Annotated in this window: 22 protein-coding genes and 2 pseudogenes; 6 read left to right on the plus strand and 18 right to left on the minus strand. The window is 61.0% G+C overall.

All coding sequences use genetic code 11. From position 1 onward, the window contains the following. Positions 1–78 precede the first annotated feature (78 nt). Positions 79–726: a TetR family transcriptional regulator gene (locus tag P3T24_RS06885; protein WP_429433365.1), complete on the minus strand. Its 648-nt coding sequence runs from the start codon at positions 724–726 to the stop codon at positions 79–81. Positions 727–985: 259 nt separating this feature from the next. Between P3T24_RS06885 and P3T24_RS06890 the strand changes: the two genes are divergently transcribed. After that, positions 986–1,963: an alpha/beta fold hydrolase gene (locus P3T24_RS06890; protein ID WP_429433367.1), complete on the plus strand. Its 978-nt coding sequence runs from the start codon at positions 986–988 to the stop codon at positions 1,961–1,963. Between the two features lie 106 nt (positions 1,964–2,069). Here P3T24_RS06890 and P3T24_RS06895 read toward each other — a convergent pair whose 3' ends face one another. Next, positions 2,070–2,840 (minus strand): class I SAM-dependent methyltransferase, encoded by a 771-nt coding sequence (locus tag P3T24_RS06895; protein ID WP_429433369.1) that lies wholly within the window; start codon positions 2,838–2,840, stop codon positions 2,070–2,072. A gap of 390 nt (positions 2,841–3,230) precedes the next feature. Here P3T24_RS06895 and P3T24_RS06900 point away from each other — a divergent pair, with 390 nt between their 5' ends. After that, positions 3,231–4,634, plus strand: a complete 1,404-nt coding sequence (locus P3T24_RS06900) for a methyl-accepting chemotaxis protein (RefSeq protein WP_429433371.1) — start codon at positions 3,231–3,233, stop codon at positions 4,632–4,634. Between the two features lie 57 nt (positions 4,635–4,691). On the opposite strand, the gene tssJ is transcribed toward P3T24_RS06900, so the two are convergent. The 3 genes and pseudogenes from tssJ to tssF all read right to left on the minus strand — a co-directional run. Next, on the minus strand, positions 4,692–5,315 hold the full coding sequence (gene tssJ, locus P3T24_RS06905; protein ID WP_429433373.1) for a type VI secretion system lipoprotein TssJ: 624 nt from the start codon (positions 5,313–5,315) through the stop codon (positions 4,692–4,694). Between the two features lie 44 nt (positions 5,316–5,359). Continuing rightward, on the minus strand, positions 5,360–6,430 hold the full coding sequence (tssG, locus tag P3T24_RS06910; protein WP_429434270.1) for a type VI secretion system baseplate subunit TssG: 1,071 nt from the start codon (positions 6,428–6,430) through the stop codon (positions 5,360–5,362). 35 nt (positions 6,431–6,465) lie between these two features. Beyond that, a pseudogene (gene tssF / locus P3T24_RS06915) lies at positions 6,466–7,518 on the minus strand (type VI secretion system baseplate subunit TssF); the annotation flags it as partial. Here tssF and tssD point away from each other — a divergent pair. Together tssD and tssH are read left to right on the plus strand one after the other, a co-directional pair. Continuing rightward, positions 7,505–7,792: pseudogene (gene tssD, locus P3T24_RS06920) on the plus strand (type VI secretion system tube protein TssD); the annotation flags it as partial. The pseudogenes tssF and tssD overlap by 14 nt on opposite strands. 171 nt (positions 7,793–7,963) lie before the next feature. After that, positions 7,964–10,708, plus strand: a complete 2,745-nt coding sequence (gene tssH, locus P3T24_RS06925) for a type VI secretion system ATPase TssH (protein ID WP_429433375.1) — start codon at positions 7,964–7,966, stop codon at positions 10,706–10,708. 125 nt (positions 10,709–10,833) lie between these two features. Here the strand turns inward: tssH and P3T24_RS06930 are convergent, their stop codons facing one another. The 4 genes from P3T24_RS06930 to P3T24_RS06945 form a co-directional block, all read right to left on the minus strand. Beyond that, positions 10,834–11,652: an ABC transporter permease subunit gene (locus P3T24_RS06930; RefSeq protein ID WP_074264359.1), complete on the minus strand. Its 819-nt coding sequence runs from the start codon at positions 11,650–11,652 to the stop codon at positions 10,834–10,836. Then, positions 11,652–12,581, minus strand: a complete 930-nt coding sequence (locus tag P3T24_RS06935) for an ABC transporter permease subunit (protein WP_074264358.1) — start codon at positions 12,579–12,581, stop codon at positions 11,652–11,654. Before P3T24_RS06935 ends, P3T24_RS06930 begins: the two co-directional genes overlap by 1 nt. Continuing rightward, entirely contained in the window at positions 12,578–13,744 is a 1,167-nt protein-coding gene (locus P3T24_RS06940; RefSeq protein ID WP_074264357.1) for an ABC transporter ATP-binding protein, read from the minus strand. The genes P3T24_RS06935 and P3T24_RS06940 overlap by 4 nt, the downstream gene beginning before the upstream one ends. A 99-nt stretch (positions 13,745–13,843) precedes the next feature. Further along, positions 13,844–14,944, minus strand: coding sequence for a polyamine ABC transporter substrate-binding protein (locus P3T24_RS06945; RefSeq protein ID WP_074264356.1), 1,101 nt, complete (start codon positions 14,942–14,944; stop codon positions 13,844–13,846). 422 nt (positions 14,945–15,366) lie between these two features. On the opposite strand from P3T24_RS06945, the gene P3T24_RS06950 reads away from it, so the two are divergent. Then, positions 15,367–15,570 (plus strand): DUF1289 domain-containing protein, encoded by a 204-nt coding sequence (locus tag P3T24_RS06950; RefSeq protein ID WP_074264355.1) that lies wholly within the window; start codon positions 15,367–15,369, stop codon positions 15,568–15,570. 81 nt (positions 15,571–15,651) lie between these two features. Here P3T24_RS06950 and P3T24_RS06955 read toward each other — a convergent pair whose 3' ends face one another. From P3T24_RS06955 to P3T24_RS06985, 7 genes are all read right to left on the minus strand, one after another. Further along, positions 15,652–16,308, minus strand: a complete 657-nt coding sequence (locus tag P3T24_RS06955; RefSeq protein ID WP_429433376.1) for an OmpW/AlkL family protein — start codon at positions 16,306–16,308, stop codon at positions 15,652–15,654. A gap of 69 nt (positions 16,309–16,377) precedes the next feature. Next, the gene (locus P3T24_RS06960; RefSeq protein WP_429433377.1) at positions 16,378–17,568 is read right to left on the minus strand and encodes an NAD(P)H-dependent flavin oxidoreductase; all 1,191 of its coding nucleotides are present in this window, start codon (positions 17,566–17,568) and stop codon (positions 16,378–16,380) included. A gap of 28 nt (positions 17,569–17,596) precedes the next feature. Further along, entirely contained in the window at positions 17,597–17,929 is a 333-nt protein-coding gene (gene cyoD / locus P3T24_RS06965) for a cytochrome o ubiquinol oxidase subunit IV (protein WP_429433379.1), read from the minus strand. After that, the gene (gene cyoC, locus P3T24_RS06970; RefSeq protein ID WP_429433381.1) at positions 17,930–18,538 is read right to left on the minus strand and encodes a cytochrome o ubiquinol oxidase subunit III; all 609 of its coding nucleotides are present in this window, start codon (positions 18,536–18,538) and stop codon (positions 17,930–17,932) included. It abuts the gene before it with no gap. After that, a complete protein-coding gene (cyoB, locus tag P3T24_RS06975; protein ID WP_429433382.1) occupies positions 18,538–20,547 on the minus strand; it encodes a cytochrome o ubiquinol oxidase subunit I in 2,010 nt (669 codons plus the stop codon). The genes cyoC and cyoB overlap by 1 nt, the downstream gene beginning before the upstream one ends. Positions 20,548–20,550: 3 nt before the next feature. Further along, on the minus strand, positions 20,551–21,444 hold the full coding sequence (gene cyoA / locus P3T24_RS06980) for a ubiquinol oxidase subunit II (protein ID WP_429434272.1): 894 nt from the start codon (positions 21,442–21,444) through the stop codon (positions 20,551–20,553). A gap of 380 nt (positions 21,445–21,824) precedes the next feature. Next, complete coding sequence (locus P3T24_RS06985; RefSeq protein ID WP_074266035.1) at positions 21,825–23,417, minus strand: ABC-F family ATPase; 1,593 nt, start codon at positions 23,415–23,417, stop codon at positions 21,825–21,827. Positions 23,418–23,617: 200 nt separating this feature from the next. Between P3T24_RS06985 and P3T24_RS06990 the strand changes: the two genes are divergently transcribed. After that, positions 23,618–23,824: a dodecin gene (locus tag P3T24_RS06990; protein WP_074264349.1), complete on the plus strand. Its 207-nt coding sequence runs from the start codon at positions 23,618–23,620 to the stop codon at positions 23,822–23,824. Positions 23,825–23,961: 137 nt separating this feature from the next. Here the strand turns inward: P3T24_RS06990 and P3T24_RS06995 are convergent, their stop codons facing one another. Continuing rightward, on the minus strand, positions 23,962–25,056 hold the full coding sequence (locus tag P3T24_RS06995) for a BMP family ABC transporter substrate-binding protein (RefSeq protein ID WP_074264348.1): 1,095 nt from the start codon (positions 25,054–25,056) through the stop codon (positions 23,962–23,964). A gap of 116 nt (positions 25,057–25,172) precedes the next feature. Next, positions 25,173–26,102: an ABC transporter permease gene (locus tag P3T24_RS07000; RefSeq protein ID WP_074264347.1), complete on the minus strand. Its 930-nt coding sequence runs from the start codon at positions 26,100–26,102 to the stop codon at positions 25,173–25,175.

The following is a 26,102-nucleotide window of genomic DNA, read 5'->3' on the forward strand; positions in this document are numbered from 1 at the left end:
TTTTTTTTATGCGCCGCCTGGGTGCGATGCTCGCGACGATGCAATCGCATCACATGCGCAGAACGCGGCTTGTGACTTTCACGCGCCAGTGGACAGCGGTTGCTGATGTTGCTCGAGCACGGTCGCACCGGCGAACAACCGGACAATGAAGCGTTCCGAGTAATCAATCAGCGCCTCGCGATGAGCCGCTGTTGCAATGTACTCATGCGACAGATGGAACAGTTGCAGCACGATCTGCGTGCAGATTTCGTCGATCGTGGTCCGCGAGAGCGCTGGCATCAGCTTGAGTTGCACGACATCGTCGGCCATTTCGGCCGATACCTCGTGCAGGTTCGCGCGCACCGCATCGCGTAACGCCGGCAAGGTGCCGTGATACTCCGCCAGCGCGCTCAAAAACGCTTCGCGGTTATCGAGTGCGAACGCAAAAAACGCCGCGCAGGCTCGACGCGGCACGCTATGCGGCTCGTCGTGCGCAGCAAGCCAGCGCTCGCGTCGCAGCATCGGCCGCAGACGCCGGCTCACCCACTCCACCGCTTCACGCGCCAGATCGTCGAGCGTATCGAAATGCCGGTAGAACGTGTTCGGATTCAAACCGGCCTCGCGCGCCACTTCACGCAAACCGAGCGACGCAAAGCTGCGGCCGCCGGCCGTCAGGCGCAGGGCCGCTTCAATTAGCCGGCGCTTGCTGGGGGCGAGATCGAGATCGGGATTGGGGGTGGGTTCCATGGACGACTGAAGGAAAACTCGCTTAACTCGCCAAACGCTCAAGACACGCGGGGAGCGTGCCAAAGCGCCGGTATGGAGGCCTATGTCCGCACTGTAAACGATCTTGACGTGAAGTGCACAGTTGTCTACTCTGCGGCTTGAGGTGATGTAGACAAGTGTAGACACGCGCTTCTATTTTCACCTCCCGTCGGTATCAGACGAAGAATCAGACAAAGAGCTGCATCGGCGCTTTCGAACTCAAATAATCAGGGAGATACGCATGGCGAGCCTCGACACCGCTTCCCACACCCAGAGCACGCCATTGGCACCCCGCTCGCTTGCCGCACGCCTCGGCATCAGCAGCGTGCCGCGCGACGAACTGCGGCAGCGCTACACGCAGCGCGGCTCGAAGTTCGTCAGGATCATGGGCGCCGACGTTCATTATGTCGACGAAGGCAGCGGCGAGTTGCTGGTGATGATTCATGGCTTCGCCTCCTCGCTGCACACCTGGGATGGTGTCGCGGACGAACTGTCGCGTAGCTATCGGGTGATCCGTCTCGACCTGCCGCCATTTGGCGTGACAGGGCCGCTGCGCTCCCCGTCCGGCGAGATCGAGACGATGAACCTGCCGACTTACCGGCGCTTCATCGATACGTTCATGCAGGCGCTCGGTCTCGACACCCGCCGCGTGACGCTGATCGGCAACTCGCTCGGCGGTCTGATCTCGTGGGATTACGCGGTGCGGCATCGCGATGCGGTCGAGCGGCTCGTGCTGATCGATGCAGCAGGCTTTCCGATGAAGCTGCCGATCTACATTGGCCTCTTCAACAGCGCACTAATCCGCATGAGCGCACCGTGGTGGCTGCCCGAGCAGATTATCAAAAGCGCGGTGCGCAATGTCTACGGCGATCCGCGCAAGCTGGCGGCGCCCGTGCTGCGGCGCTATATCGAGTTCTTTCACGGAGAAGGCACGCGCGCGGCGATCGGCAAGATGGTACCGACGCTCGATTTCGCCGACCTCGACGCCAGCGTGCTGACAACGCTCGACGTCCCGTCGCTAGTCTTGTGGGGTGCGAAAGACCGCTGGATCCCGCCCGCTCATGCTGCCGAATTTGCGCAGCGCATTCCTGGCGCACAGGCGGTGATGTACGCGGGACTCGGCCATATCCCGATGGAAGAAGACCCGGCGCGCGTGCTGGACGATTTGCGAGCGTTCCTCGCAAAGCAAACCGTGCGTACCAGGCCGGTCACGGCGTGACCGAGGTTCACTTGAACTGGTCCATGCGCGCCGTCCGCCGGCAGGTAAAGGCGTGCGCGTGGAAACGCGGCGCACGCTTCACCACCACGCGCTTAGATACATGCCGTCACGCATTCGCCGCGGCATATCCCGCATAAACACGCGTCGTATAGCCGAACTCGACCATGCCGTTGTGCGCAGTGCGATCGAACAGATCGCGCAATGCGACCAGTAGCGGCTCGTGATTCGGATGGCCCGCTTTGGGCGCGTAGGACGACGACATCAGGCGGCCCTTGAGCCCGTCGAAATCGAGCCGCTGCAGGTTGGGGAAGCTCCCCTTGCGCGAAAACGCATCGCCGAACCACGCGGCCATCGCCGCGTCGTCGGGGTAACGCTCGGCGACTTCCGTGTAATCGACGCCGTACGCCCTGAGCAGCGCCTCATAGCCCGCGAGGAACGGCGACCCATCGAGCAGCCGGCTGTTCCAGAACAGCGCCACGTGGCCCTGCGGCCTGAGAATCCGTGCAAACTCGCGCCGTGTCGTGACGGGATCGAACCAGTGAAAGGCCTGCGCGGCGATCACCAGATCGACACTGGCGTCCTCGAGCGTGGTCGCCTCCGCGGTGCCGGCGACGCTGCGAAAGTTCTCGTAAGGTGCGAGCCATGCATTCGCGGCCTCGCGCATGGCCTGATTCGGTTCGACCGCAATCACCGGATGACCGGCGTCGAGAAAGAGCCGCGCCGAGATTCCCGTGCCCGCGCCGATATCGGCAACCTGCGCGTCCGGCGCGACACCGCAGGTCTCATGCAGGAAGCTCACCACGTCCCGCGGATAACTGGGCCGGTACTTGACGTAGTCAGCGACACGATCGGTAAAGCGCTGCGTGGAATCGGTCATGGGAGAAAACCTGTGCCGGTGGGAAAGGAGTTCTAAATTACCTCAGTTCGCGCTCGCGCGGCGGGCAAGAGCGCTCAGCCTCCGCCGCCGAGGAAGCGAAGCACATCCCAGAGAAACTTGCAGGCCAGCACGATCAGCTCCCACAACTGATAGAGCTGCTGCCAGCCGGCAAAACACGCGAAGGCATCAGGCATATTGGATCAGGCAATCGATTGGTGGCAAGGTTCAAGGCACAGTCAGCGGAGCCGCCCAGTCTGCGACGAGACCCACATCATAGCGACCCCGGGATACCCCGTATCAAGTTGCGGACCACCGGGCCGTCATTATCGGGAGAAGACGCGGCATCCGTGCTGGATGGCCACACCGACCCGCGCCATCAAGGAGACACTCATGACGCGCTTTAGTTTTCGCCGGTCGAGCCGGGTGCCGTCGATTGTGGGCGACATTGCCGCGCAGGCGGGCAAACTCGGCATTGAGATCTGCGACGTCTCGGGCCACGTCGAAGAAGTCGCGGCGCGGGTGCAGCATCAGGCGCAGGTGTGCCAGTCGCTGCGAGACGCTGCGGCGCAGACGATGGCGGGCAACCGCCGGATCGCGACGGCCGCGCGCGAGATGCGCGACGTCACGACCGAGGTCGCGAGCGGTGTGCAGGAGTCGCAGCAGACGTTGGAGGCATCCCTGGCGGACATCCACGGTCTCGTCGAAGGCGTGACGGTGATCGAGAGCCACATTGGTTCGCTGCGGGCTGCGATTGCGCATGTGAGCAAGGTCTCCGAGGAAATTTCGCTGATCGCGCGACAGACGCATCTGCTGGCGCTCAATGCCGCAATCGAAGCGGCACGAGCCGGCGAGTCGGGCAAGAGTTTCGCGGTGGTCGCCGCGGAGGTGAAAAACCTGTCGGCCAAGACGGCCTCGGCGACGGGACAGATTGAAAGCACGCTCGCGCAACTGACCCAACAGACCGAGCAGTTGACGACGGAGGGGTCGGTGAACACAGCGCGCGCATATCGGGTGCGGGAGGGCACACGCAAGATTGGCGAGGTGGTGCATTCGACGGGCGGGGCGATTACGCAGCTCAACGCGGAGGCCACGCAGATTGCGACGTTGACGGGAGAAATCGAGAGCCGGTGCACGGGACTGGAGGCACAGGTCGTGGAGATGGCAAGCGGCGTGGAGGACTCGAGCGAAAACTTCGTGCAGGCGAAGAACCGGCTGGGCAACTTGCTGGGAGTTTCGGAGACGCTGATCGAATTGACGGCGGCCACGGGGGTCGAGACAACGGATACACGGTTTATCGAGGCGGTGCAGCAGACCGCGACGAAGATCGGAAAGATATTCGAGCGCGCGGTGGCGAGTGGGGAGCTAAAGCTCGATGACCTGTTTGACCGGACGTATGTGCCGATTCCGGGGACGAATCCGCCGCAGTTCACGACACGGTTTACTGCGTTCACCGATCGGGTGTTGCCTGGTGTGCAGGAACCTTTGCTCGGGTTGGATCCACGGGTGGCGTTTTGTGCGGCAGTGGATGCGCGTGGTTATCTGCCGACGCATAACCAGAAGTTTTCTCAGCCGCAGCGCGATGATCCGGTCTGGAATGCGGCGAATTGCCGGAATCGCAGGGTGTTCGATGACCGGACTGGGCTTGCGGCTGCGACTCATACCAAAGCGTTTTTGTTGCAGACTTATCGGCGCGATATGGGGGGTGGGGAGTTTGTGCTGATGAAGGATGCATCGGCGCCCATCTACGTTAATGGGCGGCATTGGGGTGGGGTTCGGATGGGGTATAGGGTTTGATGGTTTTTGCGGATCGCACCCTCCGGTGCAGAAAAGGTGCAATCCCGAATAACGTTTCTAGCCCTGCTTATGGGCCCCGGATTGCGGGTCCGACGCGGCGGCTGAGGCGGGACTTGCCGGCGCGGCCTGTTGGGGAGCTTTATGTTTGACGGGTTGGGAATCCGCACCGTCCAGCACCAGCTCGTTGCCGCGCACCTCGATCTTCACCGGATCGGTTTTCTTCCACTGCTGCTTCGGAATCGCAAGCTTCCACGCCGCATCCTGCCCCGGCTCGCGGAAGAACGCTACCACCCCCACGAATTGCGCCGCCTCGTTCATCGGTTCGACAATACTGGCGCTCGCGTCCGGACGTAACACGACGTCCTTCGTCGCGAGCAGATCCGCCTTGAGCAGGTTCAGATCGTCAGACTGAAGTTGCACATAATTCAGCTCTCCGAAGGTCTTCGAATCCTTAAGCTGGTAGAACCTCACCACCGTCGAGAGCGACTGCCCACGGACGTCGGCATTGAGCGAGGTACGACCTTTGAGGTCCACGTTCATCGTCTTGACCTGGGTCGTGAAAGCCCATTTGGCGGCGTCGACGGTTCCATCGCCGACTGCCTGGGCCACACCGCAGCCAGCCGTCGCCAAAGCCGACAATAACGCGATTGCCAGACTTGCGCGATGTGCCGCGCGTTTCATGTTTGCGTCCATTAAGAAGATGCCCTTGTTCCGGTTGTTGTCCTTCATGCGGTTCTCTCCCCGGCGCCGTTCCAGCGGCCGAGCTGCACACGCGTGATACGTGCCGGACCGCCTGCCGATGACCACGCCGGCGCTTCCAGTTGCGCCGTAAAACCCAGGTTCGCTTGACGCGGCTCGAGCATGGGTTTCGGCATGAGGTCGGCCCGCACATGCATCTGCAGATCCGCTTCGCTTTCGTAGCCCAGATAGAACCGCAGCAGTGCCATGACCTCACGGTGGGCGGGCTGCCCCGGCACGAGCGCCAGCACTGCCTCACGCGACGCCGGCGTGATGACGACCCGCACCGTATTCGCCCGGTCATAGAAGCCGCGGCCGAGCAGACATTGCTCACCAAGCGCGGCGGGCTCGACGTCGTCGATTTGCCGCCACACCGGGTGGAACTCCTCAACCGCAATCGAGGCGTCTGGCACGGCATGGCTCAGCACGCCTGCCAGCCCTTCTGCAGTGCGCGTTTTCTGCATGGCAAGCCCTAGCATCGATAGCAGCCGGCGTTTGTCGGCCACCTCCGGAAGCTGCTGACTCGCGGTGGAGGACGCCAGCTGTTCCCCGGCCGCAGGGAACCGCGGAACCAAAGTGGCAATACGCGCGGATGTACTGAATCCAAAGCCAGCGAAACTGAGCAGATAGCGCGACACCGGATCCGTACCGTCACGCCTGAAGCCAATGGGATACCGGTATTTGCGTGCGACGCGGTAGTACTGCGTGATGACGCGGTGATGGAACAGGTCGAGAAACGCCGACAACCGCTCTGCCCCATCACGGTTCTGCGCCACCTCATCGACGAAATACGCGGGCATGCGCGCATCGACGCCATAGAGTCCGAGGAACGTCGTCACGACCGAGGGTGGCGCGCCCGGATTGTCGGTGTCGTACCGGACCGCATCGATTTCACGCCCGGGAAAGCCCAGTTGCGCGCGCGAACGGAACCGGATGGGATCGGCGGCCGGCGAGTCCGTTGTCCCGAGCGGCGGCGCATCGGGCGCGGCCAGCTCAAGCAGCTCGCAGAAGCGGATGAAGTTCATCCGCGGCGCGTCGTCGAGAATCGCCGGCAGCATCGGCCGCGCTGCGGCCGCAGGCATCGTGCGTGCGTTCAAAACGGTGCCCCTTCGCCCTTCGTTTCAGGCCATTCGATGCGCTGCCCGGTGGGCTGGGTCACTATCACGAGCCTGGTGTAAAGGTTCAATGTTGCGTACAGCCCGAGGAACCGGTTGAGCATGCTACCGAAGAGTTCGAGATCCCCGTTGCCTGCAAAGCGACCTGCATCGAGCGTCACCGTGATTTCCACCCCGCGCATCAGGCCGCCCTTGACGAGTTTGCTGAGCGGCCGGTGCCGCACATCGGTAATGGCGTTGATGCGCCGGCTGTTGAGTTCGCCATCGGTCCAGTCGTAGAGCGCAAGCGAGCCGCGCAGGATCTCCGCGTCGAGCAGCGACAGATAGTTCGGGGCGAGGTGGGACAGCACGCGCCACTGGAACCGGTCGCCGGTGGGCGGATAGACCGGCAGGGTCGGTGCCGTGAGGTTGCGCACCGCGCCGATGCTGGTAAAGCCGCCGCGCATGCGCGTGATGCCCGCTTCGCGCAGGGCCCTGCGCGGCAGCATGCCGTTGGTCCCGGTCACCGAAAGGGACAGCGTCTCGGTGGGCAACGCGGCGGGTGTCTTCGCCTGATCCCACGCGTGGCCGCCGAGCACGATCCAGGTGTCGAACCGGCCGGACGGCCCGCGCCGCATGCGGGTGTGGTAGTACCGTTCCGGCATGTCGTGACGCAGCATGCCGCCGCGATGGCGAAACGCCGCGAAAGGCACATATTCGTAGCGCCGGCCGCGCTCGAAATACTGCACGGCATCGACCGAATAGATATCGACGAGTGAGCCATGTTCGGCGCGCGCACGTACCCGGTACTCGGTTTCGTGCTGCGTGACCGTGACCGGATCGGCGCTCACCGGGAACAGATTGATGACAGGCGTGCAGTACAGGCGCACGTTGTCCGCACTGAAGCGCATGTCATCCGGATACGGGCGATCGAGGACGATCTCGACATCGAGTGACGTCGCCGACGCGGGAATTGCCTGGATGTCGAGCCCGAGCAGATCGACAAACATGAACTTCTCGGGGAAAGTAAAATATTCGAGCAGCAGCTGGTACCTCTACAAGGCGGTCACGAGCGGTCAGACCTTAAAGTCTGCCGAGATCAGGTGGTACAAGATCGACGACGCCGGCAAGGAGAAAGAGTACTTCAACACGAAGCTCGATAACGTGAAGATCGTCGCCGTGCGTCCGAAGATGCTCGACATCAAGGACCCGGACTACGAAAAGCACAACCACCTGGAGGAAGTCGAGCTGCGCTACGAGACGATTACCTGGTCGTACAAGGACGGCAACATTATCCACAAGGACACCTGGAACGAGCGTTCCTGATTCACAGGTAGTCTGGAGGCCGGTACACCGTCCCCGGTAGTTTCGGAATTACCGGCCTTGCGTTGCCAGTCTGCCTGCGCGGACTGGCCCTTTCGGACTGGCCTTTTTATTGCGCGGGGCGCGCCGCTCCAGGCTGGCCCGCCCCTCTTCAGATGTGCGAATAGCCCAAACATGACCGTGCACAACGACCGAAACGCTTCCTTCCGCGACGCCAGCCAGCTTCTGCAACGGCTCAATCCACACTGCGCGAGAGCGCTCGAGGCCGCGGCAAGCCTGTGCCAGGCACGGCTCGCAGACGAGATTTCAGTCGAGCACTGGCTGCTCAAGCTGATCGAGGCCGGGGACGGCGATATCCCGGCCATCATGAACCATTACGAACTGAACGTTGACGCCCTGTGGGATGCACTGCTCAGGGCCATCGACCACACACCGCGTAACCTGCGCGGCCGCCCCAGCCTCTCTCCGCAATTGGCCGTTGTCATCCAGGACGCCTGGTTCCGTGCCTCTACACACGCTGAAGGCAGTGACCCGGGCATCCGTTCCGGCCATGTGCTGCAGGCCATCGTCGAGGCCCCGCATGTCCTTCGTGCGGCCAATGCCTGGCAACTGCTCTCAGTGAGCAGCGCACAGATCGAACGCCTGCTGCCACGCCTCGGGCCGCGAACCTGCGAGAACCAGCCTGAGATGCCGGAAGTCGTTTCCGGCCCGTCCGCCGTTCCGGCAGGAGCCGATTCCGTTAATCACCCGTCGGATGGGAAAACAGCGCAGACAGCAACGCGCAATGTGGAAGGCGACGCACTCGTCCGCTTTGCAATCGACATCACGGCGAAGGCGCGCGACGGCAAGATCGATCCGGTATTCGGACGCGACCGGGAGATCCAGCAGATGGTCGATGTGCTCGCCCGGCGGCGCAAGAACAACCCGATCCTCGTCGGCGAGCCGGGTGTCGGCAAGACCGCGCTCGTCGAAGGCCTCGCGCTGCGCGTAGCCGATGGCGCCGTGCCGAACGTGATCCGTGACGTGCGTATTCTCACGCTAGATCTCGGTCTGCTGCAGGCCGGTGCGGGCGTGAAGGGCGAATTCGAGCAGCGCCTCAAAAATGTGATCGATGAAGTGCAGGCCTCGAACGTGCCGATCCTGCTTTTCATCGACGAGGCGCACACCCTGATCGGTGCGGGCAACGCAGCAGGCGGCGCCGACGCCGCCAACCTGCTCAAGCCCGCACTCGCGCGCGGCGAACTGCGCACGATCGCCGCGACCACCTGGTCGGAATACAAGGAATACTTCGAGCGCGATGCCGCGCTCGAGCGCCGCTTCCAGATGATCAAGGTCGACGAGCCCGATGACGCAGCTGCCTGCCTGATGCTGCGGGGCCTCAAGGAACGCTACGCGAAGTATCACAACGTCCACATTCGCGACGACGCACTGGTGGCTGCGGTCAGGCTCTCGCGCCGCTACATTCCCTCACGGCAGTTGCCAGACAAGGCGGTCGACCTGATCGATACGGCCGCAGCCCGTGTGCGCATGGGTCTCGAATCGCCGCCGGCGGAACTGCAACGGGCCCGCGCCGCGCTTGCCGCGCTGGAGCTGGAGCGCACCACGCTCGAAGACGATGCGCGCGCAGGTATCGAAAGCGCGGAAGAACGTCGCGCTGCGCTGGATGCCGCGCTCACCGATGCGAGGGCACAGTTGGAAACTCTGCAGCAACGTTACGGGCACGAACTTGGGCTTGTGCAGGCGCTCCTCGAGCAGCGTGATGCCGCAGCAGCCGGCGACACCGGATCGCTGGCCCAGACGCGCGAGGCACTCGCGCGTGCGCAGGGCAAAGCGCCGCTGATCTTCGCGGACGTAGACGCCCGGGCGATCGCCCGCGTGGTCGCCGAGTGGACCGGAGTGCCGGTCGGCAACCTGCTCGAAGACGAACTGACCGGACTGCTCACGCTTGAAGAAAGCCTGGCCACCCGCGTGGTTGCTCAGGATGACGCACTGTCGGCACTCGCCGAAAGCCTGCGCACAGCGAAAGCGGGTCTGAAAAACGAGCATTCGCCGCTTGGCGTATTCCTGCTCGCAGGACCGTCTGGGGTAGGTAAAACAGAAACGGCGCTCGCACTCGCCGATCTGCTGTTCGGGGGCGAAGCCGCACTGACGACAATCAACATGTCCGAATATCAGGAAGCCCATACGGTTTCGCAACTAAAGGGCTCACCTCCCGGTTATGTCGGTTACGGGCGTGGCGGGATCCTCACCGAAGCAGTGCGACAGCGTCCATACAGCGTCGTGCTGCTCGACGAAGTGGAGAAAGCCCATCGCGACGTGCTCGACATGTTCTATCAGGTGTTCGATCGTGGCACGATGCGCGACGGCGAAGGCCGCGAGATCGACTTCCGCAACTGCGTGATCCTGATGACGTCCAATCTCGGAAGCACGCAGATCGACGAGGCCACGGCGGAGAACCCCGGCATTTCGCAGGCAGAACTGCACGACGCGATCCACCCACAACTCGTCGCGCACTTCCAGCCCGCGCTGCTTGCCCGCTTCCAGACGCTGGTCTACCGGCCGCTCGATGCTACAGCGCTCGCATCGATTGTGCGGCTGAAGGTTGAGAAGGTCGCCGAACGTCTGCACCGTCTTTACGACATCGAGCTTACGTGCGACGACACGTTGACCGGGGCGCTCGCGCAGCTTTGCCTCGCACGCGAATCCGGCGCACGCAATGTCGACGCGTTCCTCAACCAGCGCGTCCTTCCTGCTGTTTCGCGCGAGCTTCTGACGCGGATGGCCGGAAGCTCGCTACCGGTTGAGTGCCGACTGTCGATAACCGCCGACGAAAGCCTCGTCATTGACTTCCTGGATCGCCACAACGCACCGTCTTCTGCCAACGCAACCGCTGACGATCTGGCTATGGTCACTACGTGAAGGAGTATGTGACGCCAGTCGGCCCTTCGCTGTACTTTTTGGGCCGCCTGGCTGCATGTGTGCAGCGTATTGAGCGTGAGCGTTAAGCCAAACGAAAAGACGCCGCGCAAGACAAACCCAAAAAATCAAACCGCCAAAGCCACCCTCTTCCTCTCGCTCCGCTGCATAAAATAATTTGCAACCACGACCCCAACAGTCACAAAAGCAATAAACAGCGTAGCAAGCGCGTTCATCTCAGGATTAAGCCCCAACCGAACGCGAGAAAAAACCACCAGCGGCAAAGTCGTCGACCCGGGCCCCGACAAAAACGCCGACAAAACCAGATCGTCGATAGACAAAGTAAACGACAGCAACCACCCAGCCACAAGCGCCTGCGAAATCAGCGGCAATGTAATAAAGAAAAACACCCGCAACGGCGTAGCTCCGAGATCAAGCGCTGCCTCTTCCAGCGAAGGATGCAACTCCCTCACCCGCGACTGCACGATGATCGCGACATAAGAAATACACAACATCACATGCCCGATCCAGATCGTGAGCAACCCACGCCCGGCAGGCCATCCCAGCCATTTAGCCATTTCGATGAACAGCAGCAGCAGCGAAATCCCCTGAATCACTTCGGGAATCACCAGCGGTGCATTGATCATGCCGGTGTACAAAGTGAAGCCGCGAAAGCGCCCCATCCGCGCCAGCACAAACCCCGCCCATGTGCCGATAAACACCGATGCAAACGCCGTCAACAATCCAATCTGCAACGAGAGCCACGCCGCCGAGATCAGTTCATCATCGCCCAGCAGCGCGGCGTACCAGCGCGTCGAAAAATGCGTCCACACGGTCACCAGTTGCGATTCGTTGAACGAATACACCACCAGGCTCACAATCGGGATGTATAGAAACAAAAACCCAATCCCGAGCGCGAAAATCTGCAAGAACCTGTTCGGCTTCATCAGCGCCTTTCCTCCAGCGCCTTCGCCTGCGCATACTGAAACAGCGCCATCGGCACCAGTAGCAGCAATACCATCGCGCAGGTCACCGCGGATGCCATCGGCCAGTCGGCATTGTCGAAGAACTCATTCCACATCACCCGGCCAATCATCAGCGTATTCGCCCCACCCAGCAATTCCGGAATCACATACTCACCCACCGCCGGAATGAACACCAGCAGACAGCCCGCAATAATCCCGTTTTTGGACAATGGCAACGTTATCTGCCAGAACGCCTTCCAGGGTTTTGCGCCAAGGTCATAAGCCGCTTCCAGCAGCGTCATGTCCATTTTCACAAGGTGCGCGTACAGCGGCATCACCAGAAACGGCAAGTACGAATACACCATGCCGATATAAACCGCGGTATTCGTGTGATACAACTCGATCGGCGTATGAATCAGGCCAATCGACATCAGAAAGTTATTCAGCAAGCCATTATTCTTCAGGATGCCGATCCATGCGTACACGCGAATCAGAAACGACGTCCAGAACGGCAGCATCACCGCCATCATCAGAATATTGCGCGTGGCCGGGTTCGAGCGAGCGATGTAATACGCCATCGGGTAGCCCAGCAACAGGCACAGCAGCGTCGACACTGCCGCCACCACCACGGAATTCACATACGTCGCAAAGTACAGGCTGTCCGTTAGCAGGAACGCGTAGTGCGACAGGTCCAGCGCAATATGCAGCACGCCGTCCTGGAAACTCGTCAGCTCGGTGTACGGCGGAATGCCCAGCTGCAGGTCGGCGAAGCTGATCTTCACCACCAGCAGGAACGGGACAAGGAAAAACATCAGCAGCCAGATGAACGGTCCGGCCACGACGGCGGTGCGGCCGGTCAGGCCAAAGCGCCGCACCGGCCACGACGCAAATGAACTCAGCGCGCTTTTCATGACGTCAGCACCACTCCCGCGGAAGCGCTCCAGCGCACGTACACTTCGTCGCCCCACGTCGGTGACTCGATTTCGGAAAGCGCGAGGCTCGTGACGTTCGCCACCACCATCTTGCCGCTCTCGAGCTTCACGTGGTACAGCGAATAGCCGCCCATGTACGCGATATTCGTGACAACGCCCTTGCCCCAGTTGTACGCGCCCTCAGGTGGCTTGCGCGTGAGCGCGATACGCTCGGGCCGCACGGAAATCGTCAGCGGCATGCCAAGCGGCCCGGTGATGCCGTGATTCACGTAGAGGCGAACCGGCAGATCGGCGGTTTCGACGAACACGTGATCCGGTTCGTCCTCGACTACCGTGCCGTCGAACAGATTGGTCGAGCCGATAAACTCGGCCGAAAAACGGCTGTTCGGATACTCATACACTTCGTGCGGCGTGCCGAGCTGGACGATCTCGCCTTCGCTCATCACCGCGAGCCGGGCGGCCATCGTCATCGCCTCTTCCTGATCGTGGGTGACCATGATGCAGGTGACGCCGACCTTGTCGAGGATGTTGACCAGCTCGATCTGCGTGCGCTGGCGAATCTGCTTGTCGAGCGCGGACATTGGCTCGTCGAGCAGCAACAGCTTGGGCCGCTTGACGAGGCTGCGCGCCAGCGCCGCCCGCTGCTGCTGTCCGCCCGAAAGCTGATGCGGTTTGCGCTTGGCAAAGCGCCCCATCTGCACGAGATCGAGCACTGCCTGTACGCGCTCCTGCAGTTCGGCCTTCGGCACGCTCTCCTGCTTCAGGCCGAAGGCCACGTTCGCCTCGACGGTCATATGCGGAAACAGCGCATACGACTGGAACATCATGTTGACCGGCCGACGATACGGCGGCATCTGCGCGAGGTCTTCGCCGTCGATCAGGATCTTGCCCGAAGTCACGGTCTCGAGTCCCGCCAGCATGCGCAGGAGCGTGGACTTGCCGCAACCGGAACTGCCCAGCAATGCGAACAGCTCGCCCTTCTTCACCGACAGGTTGACCTGCTTGACCGCAACCGTCTCGCCAAACTTCTTGACGACATCGACGATCTGCACGAAGTTTTCCGCTGCATCGCCCGCAGCGGCATAGCTGCCCGGAGGCAGCGTGCCGGCCGCCGCCAGCACACCCGACTGGTCACTGCTCATAATGTGGTACTTCGCTCCTGCATTTGACGAACAAAGCCCCCGGTGAACGCCGGGGGCTTGGTGGACATGCCTTGCTATCGACCATTCAATCCGCAGACTTTAACGGCCGGACTTGAATTCAGTCCAGAGCCGCGTCTGCAGCCGCTGGATTTCCGGCGGCAGCGGCTTCAGCAGGAACAGCGTCTTGATGACTTCAGGCGGCGGATAGACGGCCGGATCGTTCGCCACGTCCTTGTCCACATATTTGCGCGATTCGAGGTTCGCGCTCGGGTAGTAGACCTCGTTGGTGATCGCGGCGTGGACTTGCGGCGTCTCGATGTAATTGATCCATTCGAGCGCCGCTTCCTTGTTCTTCGCGTCCTTCGGAATCGCCATCACGTCGAACCAGACCGGTGCGCCACCCTTCGGAATGTAATACTCGATCTTGTACGGCTTCTTCGCCTCGACCGCGCGGTGCTTCGCAATCACCACGTCGCCCGACCAGCCGTAGGCGAAGCAGACGTCGCCGCCGACCAGGTCGTTGATGTAGCCCGACGAGTTGAACTGCGTGATGTACGGGCGGATCTTCTTCATCATGTCGAGCGCGGCACGATAGTCCGCCGGGTTCGTGCTCATCGGATCCTTGCCGATGTAATGCAGCGCCGCCGCGAACATCTGGTCAGGCGCGTCGAGCACCGAGACGCCGCACGCCTTCAGCTTCGAAATGTTTTCGGGTTTGAACAGAATGTCCCAGTTGTCGAGCGGGACGTTCTTGCCGAGGATCTGCTGGACTTTGGTGACGTTGTAACCGAGACCCGTCGTACCGTAGGCCCACGGGTCGGCGTATTTGTTGCCCGGATCGGCGCCGGCGACGAGCGCCATCAGCGAAGGATCGAGGTATTTCTGGTTAGGCAGCTTCGATTTGTCCAACGGAGCGAAAATGCCCGCGGCAATCTGCTTGCCGGCGTAGTTGCTGGTCGGCACCACGATGTCATAGCCGGAATTGCCGGTCAGCAATTTGGCCTGCAGCGTGTCGTCGCTGTCGTAGTTGTCGTATTTGACCTGAACTCCGGTCTGCTTGGTGAAGTTCGGGATCGTGTCCTTGGCGATGTAATCGGACCAGTTATACACGTTCAATTGCGTATCTTTTGCGCCGGCCGTAAGCCACGGCGTAGCACACAGCATCAGCGCTGCGAGTTGACGCACTACCAGTTTTTTCATCCCGTTCTCCGATCCGTCGGCCTCGGCCGACCGTCCACTCCACGTGCCGCAGCGCACCGCCCGCGGCTCTCCTGAAAAACCCGAAAACTACCACTAATTATTGCGCGCTTCAAAAAAACCGCGAAGCTGTCGCGCAAAGGGTACAGCGCAGCCGGTTCGCGCGGACGCGCCAGCCTGTTCGTTCGATACAAAATTGCGCGCAATTTTAGCGGGTTATGGCCGCCTGTCCACCGGGAAAAAAAGACCGTCCGCGGGTGGTTTGCCATGCACGGGTTTCGACAGGAAGTGAAGTCTATTTGTAAGGAAGTGTGGCGCAGGGATACGACAATGCCAAGGGCGACGGTGTGGAGGCACGTTCAGAGGGAATCCGCAGCATCGGTTAACATAGCAGTACCTCCCTGCTTCCCGTCCCAAGGTTTTGAATGGCTTCGAATCTCCACGCTCTTCCAGACAGCCCGTGCATCGGCGTCTGCTCTACGCTCTTCGACGAAGTCTGCAAGGGCTGCGGGCGCACAGCTACCGAGGTTTCCAACTGGGTTTTCCTGAGCGACGAGGAAAAACGCGCGGTGTGGGTGCGCATCGAACAGGAAGGCACCGCGATGCGTTTCAAATACGACAAGCTGTGACAGCGAGACGGCCCGGTTGATGACAGTTCTGCAAGAAACGGGCGCGGCATGAAAAAACGCCGGGAAACCCCGGCGTCCTCATCAGAAGCGCATCCCGACACCGAGTCCCACCACGACTGGATCGATGTCCAGCCGGCCCAGCGATGCCCCGCCGAGCGAGGCATCGGTTCTCATCCAGATTTTCTTGATGTCCGCATTGACGAACAACGACTTCGTGATCTGCACGTCGACGCCGGCCTGCACAGCCGGCCCGAAGCTGTGGTTGGTGATCGAAATCGGCTGGCCGTTCACGTTCAGCCCGTTGTTGTAGAAATACGTGTAGTTCACGCCTGCGCCGAGGTACGGCCGGATGCGCCCCTGGTGGTTGAAGTGATATTGCAACAGCAGCGTGGGCGGCAGCACGTTCACCCCGCCCAGATTGCCGAGGCTCGACGTCAGTTGATGCCGCGACGTCCCCAGAATCAGTTCGACGCCCAGATAGTCGCGGATCATGTAGGTCAGATCCAGTTCCGGCACGATCGCATTGTTGACGTTTACGTTCAGCGCCGACAAGGTGTTGTTCGTTGATACGTTCGGAATGATGCTGATGGCCCGCAAGCGCACGAGCACGTCGCCCGCGTGAATGCCGTTCATCTCGTCGCCGCTCTCAGCGCGGGCCTGAGACGCCGCGAGTCCCATGCCCAGCAGACACGATACGATGACCGCGGCTTTGATTCGATTGCTGATGCTGTGCTTCATTCTGTTCCCCGTTTGGTTGATGATTGCGGGGATTGTCGAAGCTTGAAGCGTCAGTCGCGTTGACCAGCGTCAACCGAGCGAATACGCCCATCGCCCTGCGACAGCGGGTCGCGCCGAACCGGTCAGCAGCAACTCGATCAGGTCGCGTACGCTGCTAATGGCCGTGCCAAACGGCAATGTCTCGCGGCCGCGGAAGAACAGGCCATTGGCCACATCACCGCGCAACGCTGCGGCGAGTCGCGTATCGATACAGAAGTGTCCGAACTTTTCGATGCCGTCGCGCAGACCGCACACGCTCAGACACTCGAGCGCCGTCGGACACGCGTTCTTGAGCGTGCCGATCTTGTCGCGAATGCGTGTCTCGTTGCGCAGGTAACGCATCAGCCACGGCGTTTTCACGGCGCGCGCCGGCAGCCCCGTGACGCTGACGAATTCGACGATGTCTTCAGGGGCTGCTTCAGCAAGCACACGTTTGAAGTTGGGATGCGCGTCACCCTCTTCCGTGACGGCGAACGGAGTGCCAAGCTGCACACCGTTGGCGCCCGCCGTGAGGCAGGCGCGCAAGGCCTCGTGGCTATTGATGCCGCCTGCGACGATCAACGGCACATCCCGCCGGTTCAGGCCGAGCGATGCAAACACCGGTTCCAGTTCCTCGAACACTCTCGCGAAATCGAAGCGCCCGTCCTGCATGTCCGCCAGGTTCGTTACCCCAAGATGGCCACCGGCGTGCGCGGGATGCTCGATCACGATCGCATCGGGCAAGCGCCCCTTCTTCATCCACTTCCTGAGCACGAGCGCAATGCCACGGGCGTCGGACAGAATCGGGATCAAGGCGATATTGTGATCTCGCGTCATATCGGGCAAGTCGAGCGGCAGACCGGCACCCATGACGATCGCATCCGCGCCGCTTTCGCAGGCAACCCGCACATAGTCCGCGTGCGCATTGACCGCCTTCATCACGTTGACGGCAATCATGCCGCGCCCTTCGCTCAAGGCACGGGCTGCGCCGATCTCGCGCGCCAGCGCCGTGAGGTTGGCGGCCTCGAGCGTGGCGCGGCTGGGATTGACGCGGCACTCCTCGACCAGATCCGCGTGATGGTGACGCAGATCGATGCTGGCGATTGTACCGAGCGCGCCCTCGCGCGCCACGCTGCCGGCTAGCCGGTGCGCGGACACGCCGACGCCCATGCCGCCCTGCACGATCGGTAACAGCGTGCGGCCGCGGATCATCAGCGGCGCAAACGAATGAGATGGGTGCATGAGGTCTCCAGGGGAACGCTGCGCGCAATTACCGCGACATCATGTTCATGCTGACGTTATGCATCACCCACATCGTGCCGCCGATCAGAATGATCGCGGCCACCGCGGTGTAGCAAAACGCCATCACATTCCAACGTTGCCCGGACGACGTATTCAGGTGCAGGAAAAACACCAGATGAACCACGATCTGCACCAAAGCCAATACGGCCAGCGCGATCATTGCTGTCTGCGGCGGAAGAACGCCGCGCACGACTAAGCCAAACGACGCGGCCGTCAGCAGCACCGCCAGCACGAAACCTGCGACGTAGCCGGATACGCTGCCGTGCGATTCTTCTTCATGAAGCGATTGGGTATGAGCCATTTAGAGCACGCTCCCAAGATAAACAAACGAAAACACACAGATCCACACGATGTCGAGAAAGTGCCAAAAGAGACTCAGGCACGCGAGACGCGTAACCTCGCGCTCTGACATCTCAGGCTTGAGGACGATCTGCACGGCCAGCACGACCATCCAGATGAGGCCCACCGTGACGTGCAAGCCGTGCGTGCCGACCAGCGTGAAAAAGGACGAGAGGAACGCGCTGCGGCTCGGCCCGGCGCCTTCAGCGATCAGGTGCGAGAACTCCTGCACTTCGAACCAGAGAAACGCCAGACCCAGCACAAAGGTGATCGCGAGCCACCCGAGCACGACGCCCGATTTGCGCTTATGCGCACCGAGCATGGCGAAGCCGTAGGTGATACTGCTCAGCAAAAGCACCGCCGTCTCCAGCGCGACGCCTGGGATATCGAACAGATCCTTTCCGGTGGGACCGCCTGCGAACTGCTGCGCCATCACGGCAAACACCGCGAACAGCGAGGCGAACAGCACGCAATCGGTCATCAGATAGAGCCAGAACCCGAATACCGAATGGGACGGCGCGTGCTCGCTTTCCAGCTCGCCAGGTGCGGCAAGATGAGTTGTATGTGACATCAGTTGACCTCCGCGGCGGCAAGCCGCTCGTCATGCTTCGTTTCGCCTGCCCTGCCGCCCTGCTCTTCGATCCTCCGGACCGTTTCGGCGGGGATCATGTAGCCGTCGTTATCGCCGAAGCTGCGCCCGATCACCGTCGCCATGATGGCGACCAGCGCTGCCACCGCGAGCCACGTGATATGCCAGACTCCGGCGAAGCCCAGCAACAGGCTGAAGATGCCAATAAAGAGGCCTGCGCTCGTATTCGACGGCATATGAATGTCGCGGTATACCGCCACCTTGCCGAGGCCCTGCCCGGTTTCCTTCATATGCGTGAAGGCATCGAGTTCATGCACCACCGGGATCGTTGCAAAGTTATAGACGGGCGGCGGCGACGCCGTGGCCCATTCGAGCGTTCGGCCATCCCACGGATCGCCCGTCGCATCGCGGTATTCGGGCAGCTTGCGGTTGCGCACGCTGACGATCACCTGCAGAACCTGGCAAACCACACCCAGCGCAATAAACACCACACCGCAAGCCGCGGCGATCAGCCACGGATGCCATGCCGGGTTGTCGTAGTGGTTCAGACGTCGCGTCATGCCCATGAAGCCGAGCACATAGAGCGGCATGAACGATACGTAGAAACCGACAAACCACAGCCAGAACGCGGCCTTGCCGAGTTTTTCGTTCAGCTTGATGCCGAACACCTTCGGGAACCAGTAGTGAACACCGGCCAGATAACCGAACACCACACCGCCGATGATGGCGTTATGGAAGTGGGCGATCAGGAACAGGCTGTTGTGCAGGACAAAGTCCGCCCCGGGGATGGCCATCATCACGCCCGTCATGCCGCCGATCGTGAACGTAATCATGAAGCCGATCGTCCACAGCACCGGGGCGGTGAATTCGAGGCGTCCACGGTAGATCGTGAACAGCCAGTTGAACACCTTCACGCCGGTCGGGATGGCAATGACCATGGTCATAATGCCGAAGAACGCATTGACATCCGCACCCGAGCCCATCGTAAAGAAGTGATGCAGCCAGACGAGGAACGCCAGTACCGTGATCACGCACGAGGCGTAAACCATCGTCCGGTAGCCGAACAGCGGCTTCTTCGCAAAGGTCGCGATGACTTCCGAATAGATGCCGAAGGCCGGCAGAACCAGAATGTAGACCTCGGGGTGACCCCAGGCCCAGATCAGGTTCAGATACATCATCGCGTTGCCGCCGCCATCATTCGTGAAGAAGTGCATGCCGAGGTAACGGTCCAGACCGAGCAGCGCGAGCGCAATGGTCAGGATTGGGAACGTCGCCATGATCAGCACGTTCGAGCACAACGCGGTCCACGTGAACACCGGCATCTTCATCAGCGACATGCCCGGTGCGCGCATCCGGATGATGGTGACAAAGAAGTTGATACCCGTGATCAACGTGCCCACGCCCGACAGTTGCAGACTCCAGATGTAGTAGTCCACCCCCACACCCGGACTGAACTGCAGTTCGGAAAGCGGCGGATACGCGAGCCAGCCAACCTGCGCAAACTCACCGATCACCAGCGACAGGTTGATCAGAATCGCGCTGATCGCGGTCATCCAGAAGCTGAGCGAGTTCAGGAACGGGAACGCGACGTCACGCGCTCCGATCTGCAGCGGCACGATCAGGTTGAACAGACCCACCATCAACGCCATCGCCATGAAGAAGATCATGATGACGCCGTGCGCCGTGAAGATCTGGTCGTAGTGATGCGGCGGCAGATAGCCCGGCGAGTGATAGGCGAGCGCCAGTTGCAGGCGCATCATGACCGCGTCCGCAAAGTCGCGCAGCAGCATCAATACCGCAACCACGATATACATGACGCCGATCCGCTTGTGATCGACGCTGGTGAGCCATTCGCTCCACAGCCATTTCCATTTGCCGAACCACGTCAACGCGCCGAGCGTGGCAAGGACGAGGACCGCCATCAGGGCGCCCGCGCCCATGATGATGGGCTGATCGAACGGAATCGCCGATAGTGTCAGTTTTCCGAACATGTGTTACCCCTTCGTACTGCAATTGCTGTTCTGCAGATCGAGAACGTTGCCGTTGTTGTACTTCGCAATGATGTTGTGGAACAGCTTCGGATCGACCGATGAGAAGTAGCGCACGGGCGCCTTCTCGCTGGGCTGTGCCACGGTGTTGTATTCGTTCATGTCGAGCCGGCCCGACGACGCCTTGACCTTCTCCACCCACGCGTTGAACTGCTCGGGATTGGTGGCGAGCGCCCGGAACTTCATGTCGGAGAAGCCCCTGCCGCTGAAGTTGGCCGACACGCCGGCATAGTCGCCCGCTTCATCGGCGACGAGATGCAACTGGGTCTGCATGCCCGCCATGGCGTAGATCTGGCTGCCCAGACGCGGAATGAAGAACGAGTTCATGACCGAGTCCGACGTGATCATGAAATTAACGGGCGTACCCACCGGGAAAGCCAGTTGATTGACCGATGCGATGCCGAGATCCGGATAGATGAAAAGCCATTTCCAGTCGAGCGCCACGACCTCGACGTTGATCGGTTTCACCGCCGATTCGATGGGCTTGTAGGGATCGAGCTCGTGCGTGGTCTTCCACGTCAGCACCCCGAGACACAGGATGATGATGGACGGTACCGTCCAGATCACCACTTCGATCGCCGTGGAATGCGCCCATTTCGGCGCGTAGGTCGCGCCGCGGTTGCTGGCCCGGTAGCGCCAGGCGAACCAGAGCGTCATCAGAATGACCGGCACCACGACAATCAGCATCGTGTAGGTCGCTGTGCCGATCAGCGATTTTTCCGCCGCGCCAATGCTGCCTTTCGGATCGAGCACATCGAGCTTGCTGCAACCGGAAAGGCATGCAGCCAACGCGCCCCCCAGGGGTATCCATACCCTGTTGTTAAGGACTCCCTTGTTCATCATATTTGCCTGCTTTTCATTGAACCACCCCTGAAATCCGCTGCATCTTCGCAACACGCAACCCACGCAGTTAAATGCGTACGCCGCCGGATTCTACGAGTGAAAGCTCAGGCGAAATTTGATCTCCGCCAAGGAAAACGCAGAGCGGATGTCATTTTTTGTGGAGGCGGGGACGGCACGCGGGACCGAGCGGGGAAACAGCGAGCAACGACGCGATTGCCGGCAAGCTGCCGGGCATTCGTGGGGAGATAGAAGAATGGAAAACCGGGGGAGATCGAGGCGCGATCGAATCGCGTTACTGCGGGAATCGCGTTGTAACCATCGTCAGATCAGGATGGCTACAACGCAAGTTACATCGTGAAGCGGCAAGCGCCTCTTGCTTACTGCACACCCTGGCTAGCCAGGAAATCCTCGTAATTGCCACCGAAGTCATACAGCGTGCCATCCGTGCGCACTTCGATAATCCGGTTCGCCAGCCCGCTCACAAACTCACGGTCGTGCGACACGAAAATCAGCGTGCCATCGTATTTGTCGAGCGCGATCTGCAACGATTCGATCGACTCCATGTCCATGTGGTTGGTCGGCTCGTCCATCAGCAGCACGTTGTGGCGGCCCAGCATCAGCTTGCCCCAGATCATGCGGCCCTTCTCGCCACCCGAAAGCACCTTCACCGACTTGCGGATGTCGTCCGCATTGAACAGCAGCCGGCCCAGCGTGCCGCGCACCATCTGCTCGTCGTCGCCTTCCTGGCGGTAGCCGTCGATCCAGTCCATCAGCGTGATGTCGTCCGGAAACTCTTCGTACGTGTCCTGCGGCATATAACCGACATTCGCGTTTTCGGCCCACTTCACCGTACCGTGCTCAGTCTTGATGCCACCCTGAAGTGAACGCAGCAGCGTGGTCTTGCCGGCGCCGTTCTGGCCGATGATGGCAATGCGCTCGCCCGGCTGCACGCTGATGCTGAAGTTGCTGAAAATCGTGCGCTCGTACTTCTTCGTGATGCTGTCGGCCACCACGGCGATGTTGTGCAGCTTCTTCTCGTATTCGAAGCGGATAAACGGGTTCTGCCGCGACGAGGGCTTGAATTCCTCGATCTTGATCTTGTCGATCATCTTCAGACGGCTGGTCGCCTGGCGGGCCTTCGACTTGTTGGCCGAGAAGCGGCGCACGAAGTCCTGCAGATCGGCGACACGTTCCTTCGCCTTCGCATTGGCATTCTGCTGACGCTCGCGGGCCTGCGTGCTGGCCAGCATGTAGTCGTCGTAATTGCCCGGATAAACCTTCAGCGTGCCGTAGTCCATGTCTGCCATGTGAGTGCAGACCTGGTTCAGGAAGTGTCGATCGTGCGAGATGATGATCATCGTCGAGTTGTACTGGTTGAGCACGTCTTCCAGCCAACGGATCGAGTTGATGTCCAGGTTGTTGGTCGGCTCATCCAGCAGCAGCACGTCTGGCTTCGAGAACAGCGCCTGGGCGAGCAGCACGCGCAGCTTCCAGCCCGGCGCCACGTTGCTCATCGGGCCGTTGTGGTCTTCGATCGCAATGCCGATACCGAGCAGCAGTTCGCCCGCACGCGCTTCGGCCGTGTAGCCGTCGTACTCGGCGAACTTCGCTTCGAGTTCGGCGGCGTGCATGTAGTCGTCGTCGGTAGCGTCCGGATTCGCGTAGATCGCGTCGCGCTCGGTCATGGCGGCCCACATTTCCGCGTGGCCCATCATCACTACATCGAGCACGCGCACGTCTTCGTATGCGAACTGGTCCTGGCGCAATTTGCCCAGACGCACATTCGGTTCGAGCATCACGTTGCCCGAACTCGGTTCCAGATCGCCGCCAAGAATCTTCATGAAGGTCGACTTGCCGCAGCCGTTTGCACCAATCAGGCCATAGCGGTTCCCTCCCCCGAATTTGACGGAGATGTTCTCGAAGAGGGGCTTGGGCCCGAATTGCATGGTGATATTGGCGGTAGACAGCACGGCGCGTCCTTTGAATGAATATGCGGCGAACAACCCAATATTTTAGCAGGTTATCAAGATGTTAGGCCGCGCATAGCCGCTTTTACCGCCTTCGGAGACCAGTCCATCCCGGGCATGCCATGTGCGGAACAACCCAGCAATGCGAATGGGGCGCGATTGCCTATACTTTTTTCACTAACCTGAAGATGAAGGAGGAGATGATGAAAGACCACGTATACAAGCAGATCGAACTGACCGGATCGTCTGAGAAATCGAGCGACGATGCGATTCGCACCGCCATTGCAAAAGCGTCCAAAACCCTGCGCAATCTGCATTGGTTCGAAGTGACAGAGACGCGGGGTCACATCGAAGACGACAAGGTCGTGCACTGGCAGGTGACCATCAAGGTCGGTCTGCGGATCGAATAGGTAAAAAAAGCTGCGTCCGTGAGGACGCAGCCCTTGAAAGCAGCGGTTGCTAAACCGCCGCCTGGTCGACTGTCTGCGTTGACCGGCACGCGGCGCCGGCAGTCACCCGCGTCGCACTCTGCCAACGCGCGTAGCGATTACTTCGGCAAGTCGCCGTCCACGCCTTCCACATACCAGTTCAGACGCTGCAGTTCCGGATCGGCCAGCGTCTTGCCGGCCGGCACCTTCACGTTGCCCGACTGGTCCTTGATCGGACCTGCGAACACATCCCACTTGCCGCTTGCGATCTGGTCGCGCTTCGTTGCGACATCCTTCAGCGCATTGGCCGGAATCGCCGACGTGTTCAGGTCATCCAGGCTAACAGCCTTCTGCGGAATGCCCCACCACACCGGATCGTTCTTCCACTTGCCATCCAGCACCTGCTGGACCACCGCCGTGTAGTACACGCCCCAGTTGCCGACCACCGAACCCAGGTGCGCGTCAGGACCGAACTTCTTCATGTCCGAATCCCAGCCGAATGCATGCACGTGCTTTTCCGAAGCCGTGGCCAGCGTGGCGCTCGAATCGGTGTTCTGCAGCAGCACGTCGGCGCCCTGGCCGATCAGCGTTTCCGCGGCCTGCTTTTCCTTGCCCGGATCGAACCAGCTGTTGATCCAGATGACCTTGGTGTGGACCTTCGGATTGACCGAACGCGCGCCGAGCGTGTACGCGTTGATGTTGCGGATCACTTCGGGAATCGGCACCGATGCCACGAAGCCGAGCGTATTGGTCTTCGTCACGTAGCCTGCGGCGACGCCGGCGAGGTACGCGCCCTGATACATGCGCACGTCATAGGTGCCGAAGTTAGGCGCCTTCTTGTAGCCGGTGGCGTGCAGGAACACGGTGTCCGGGAAATCCTTCGCAACCTTCAGTTCGAAATCCTGATAGCCGAAGCTCGAACCGATGATGATCTTATTGCCCTTGTTCGCCAGATCGCGGAACACGCGCTCCGAGTCGGCCGATTCCGGCACGTTCTCGACGCGGGTGACCTTGATCTTGCTGCCGAACTTGGCCTCGACTTCCTTCGAGCCCTGATCGTGCGCATAGGTCCAGCCGGCATCCCCTGGGTTGCCGAGGTAGACGAATGCGACGCCGGGCACATCGGCCGCCTGTGCCGGTTGCGTCAGCGTGACGCCGAGACTGAGCGAAAGCGTACCCAGCGCCGCGGCGGTCAGCAGATTTCTTCTCTTCATGTTTTCTCCTGTCGTGTGATTGATTCGTTCAAGCCGTGAAGCGGGTTTGTACATACTGCATATGGAGTGAATCTGAAACCTGATTTGAAACTCGAGCGCGCGTGGCCCGCTGATGCTTAGCCCGCCGCGAAGAACGGCTTGCCGAGCGAGGCCGGTGCGTTCAGGCGGATCGTGTTCGGATTGCGCGAGATCAGCACCAGCACCACGATCGTGGCGACATAGGGCAGCATCGCGAGGAACTGGGTTGGAACCGGCACGCCAATCGCCTGCGCATAAAACTGCAGGCCGGTCACTGCGCCGAACAGCAACGCGCCGATCAGGAGACGCCCCGGGCGCCACGTCGAGAACACCACCAGCGCAAGCGCGATCCAGCCGCGGCCGGAAGTGAGCTGCTCCTGCCAGAGGTGCAGATTGACAATCGAGTAGTAGCCGCCGGCCAGACCCGCCATGCCGCCGCCGAATGCGACCGCGCCGTAACGCACACCAATGACGGGGAAGCCGACCGAGTGCGCCACTTGGGGCGACTCACCCACCGAGCGCAGCACGAGGCCGGCACGCGTGCGGTAGAGAAACCAGCCCACCACGGCGAACATGATGAAGGCGAGGTAATCGAGCGGCGTCAGACTGAAGAATGCGGGCCCAAGCACAGGAATCTTCGAGAGCAGAGGAATCGTCCACGTATCGATCGACGCGCGCACCGCCGCCGACGTGTACGGCTTGCCGACATAAGCGGACAAGCCGATGCCGAAGATCGTCAGCGAAAGACCGGTGGCGACCTGGTTGGCCAGCATCGTCAGCGTGAGAAAGCCGAACAGCAGCGACATGGCGAGCCCGGCCGCAATCGCCGCCAGCACGCCGAGCCACGGACTACCGGTGACGGCAGTGACTGCGTAACCGCTGACGGCGCCCATCAGCATCATGCCTTCCACGCCCAGATTCAGGACCCCCGATTTCTCGGTGACGAGTTCGCCGGCGCCCGCAAACATCAGCGGAATCGCGGCGGTGACGGCGCTCGAGGTGAGCGCGCTAGCTTGTTGAATATCCAT

Source organism: Paraburkholderia sp. GAS33, assembly GCF_050436645.1.
GTDB lineage: Bacteria > Pseudomonadota > Gammaproteobacteria > Burkholderiales > Burkholderiaceae > Paraburkholderia > Paraburkholderia phenazinium_B.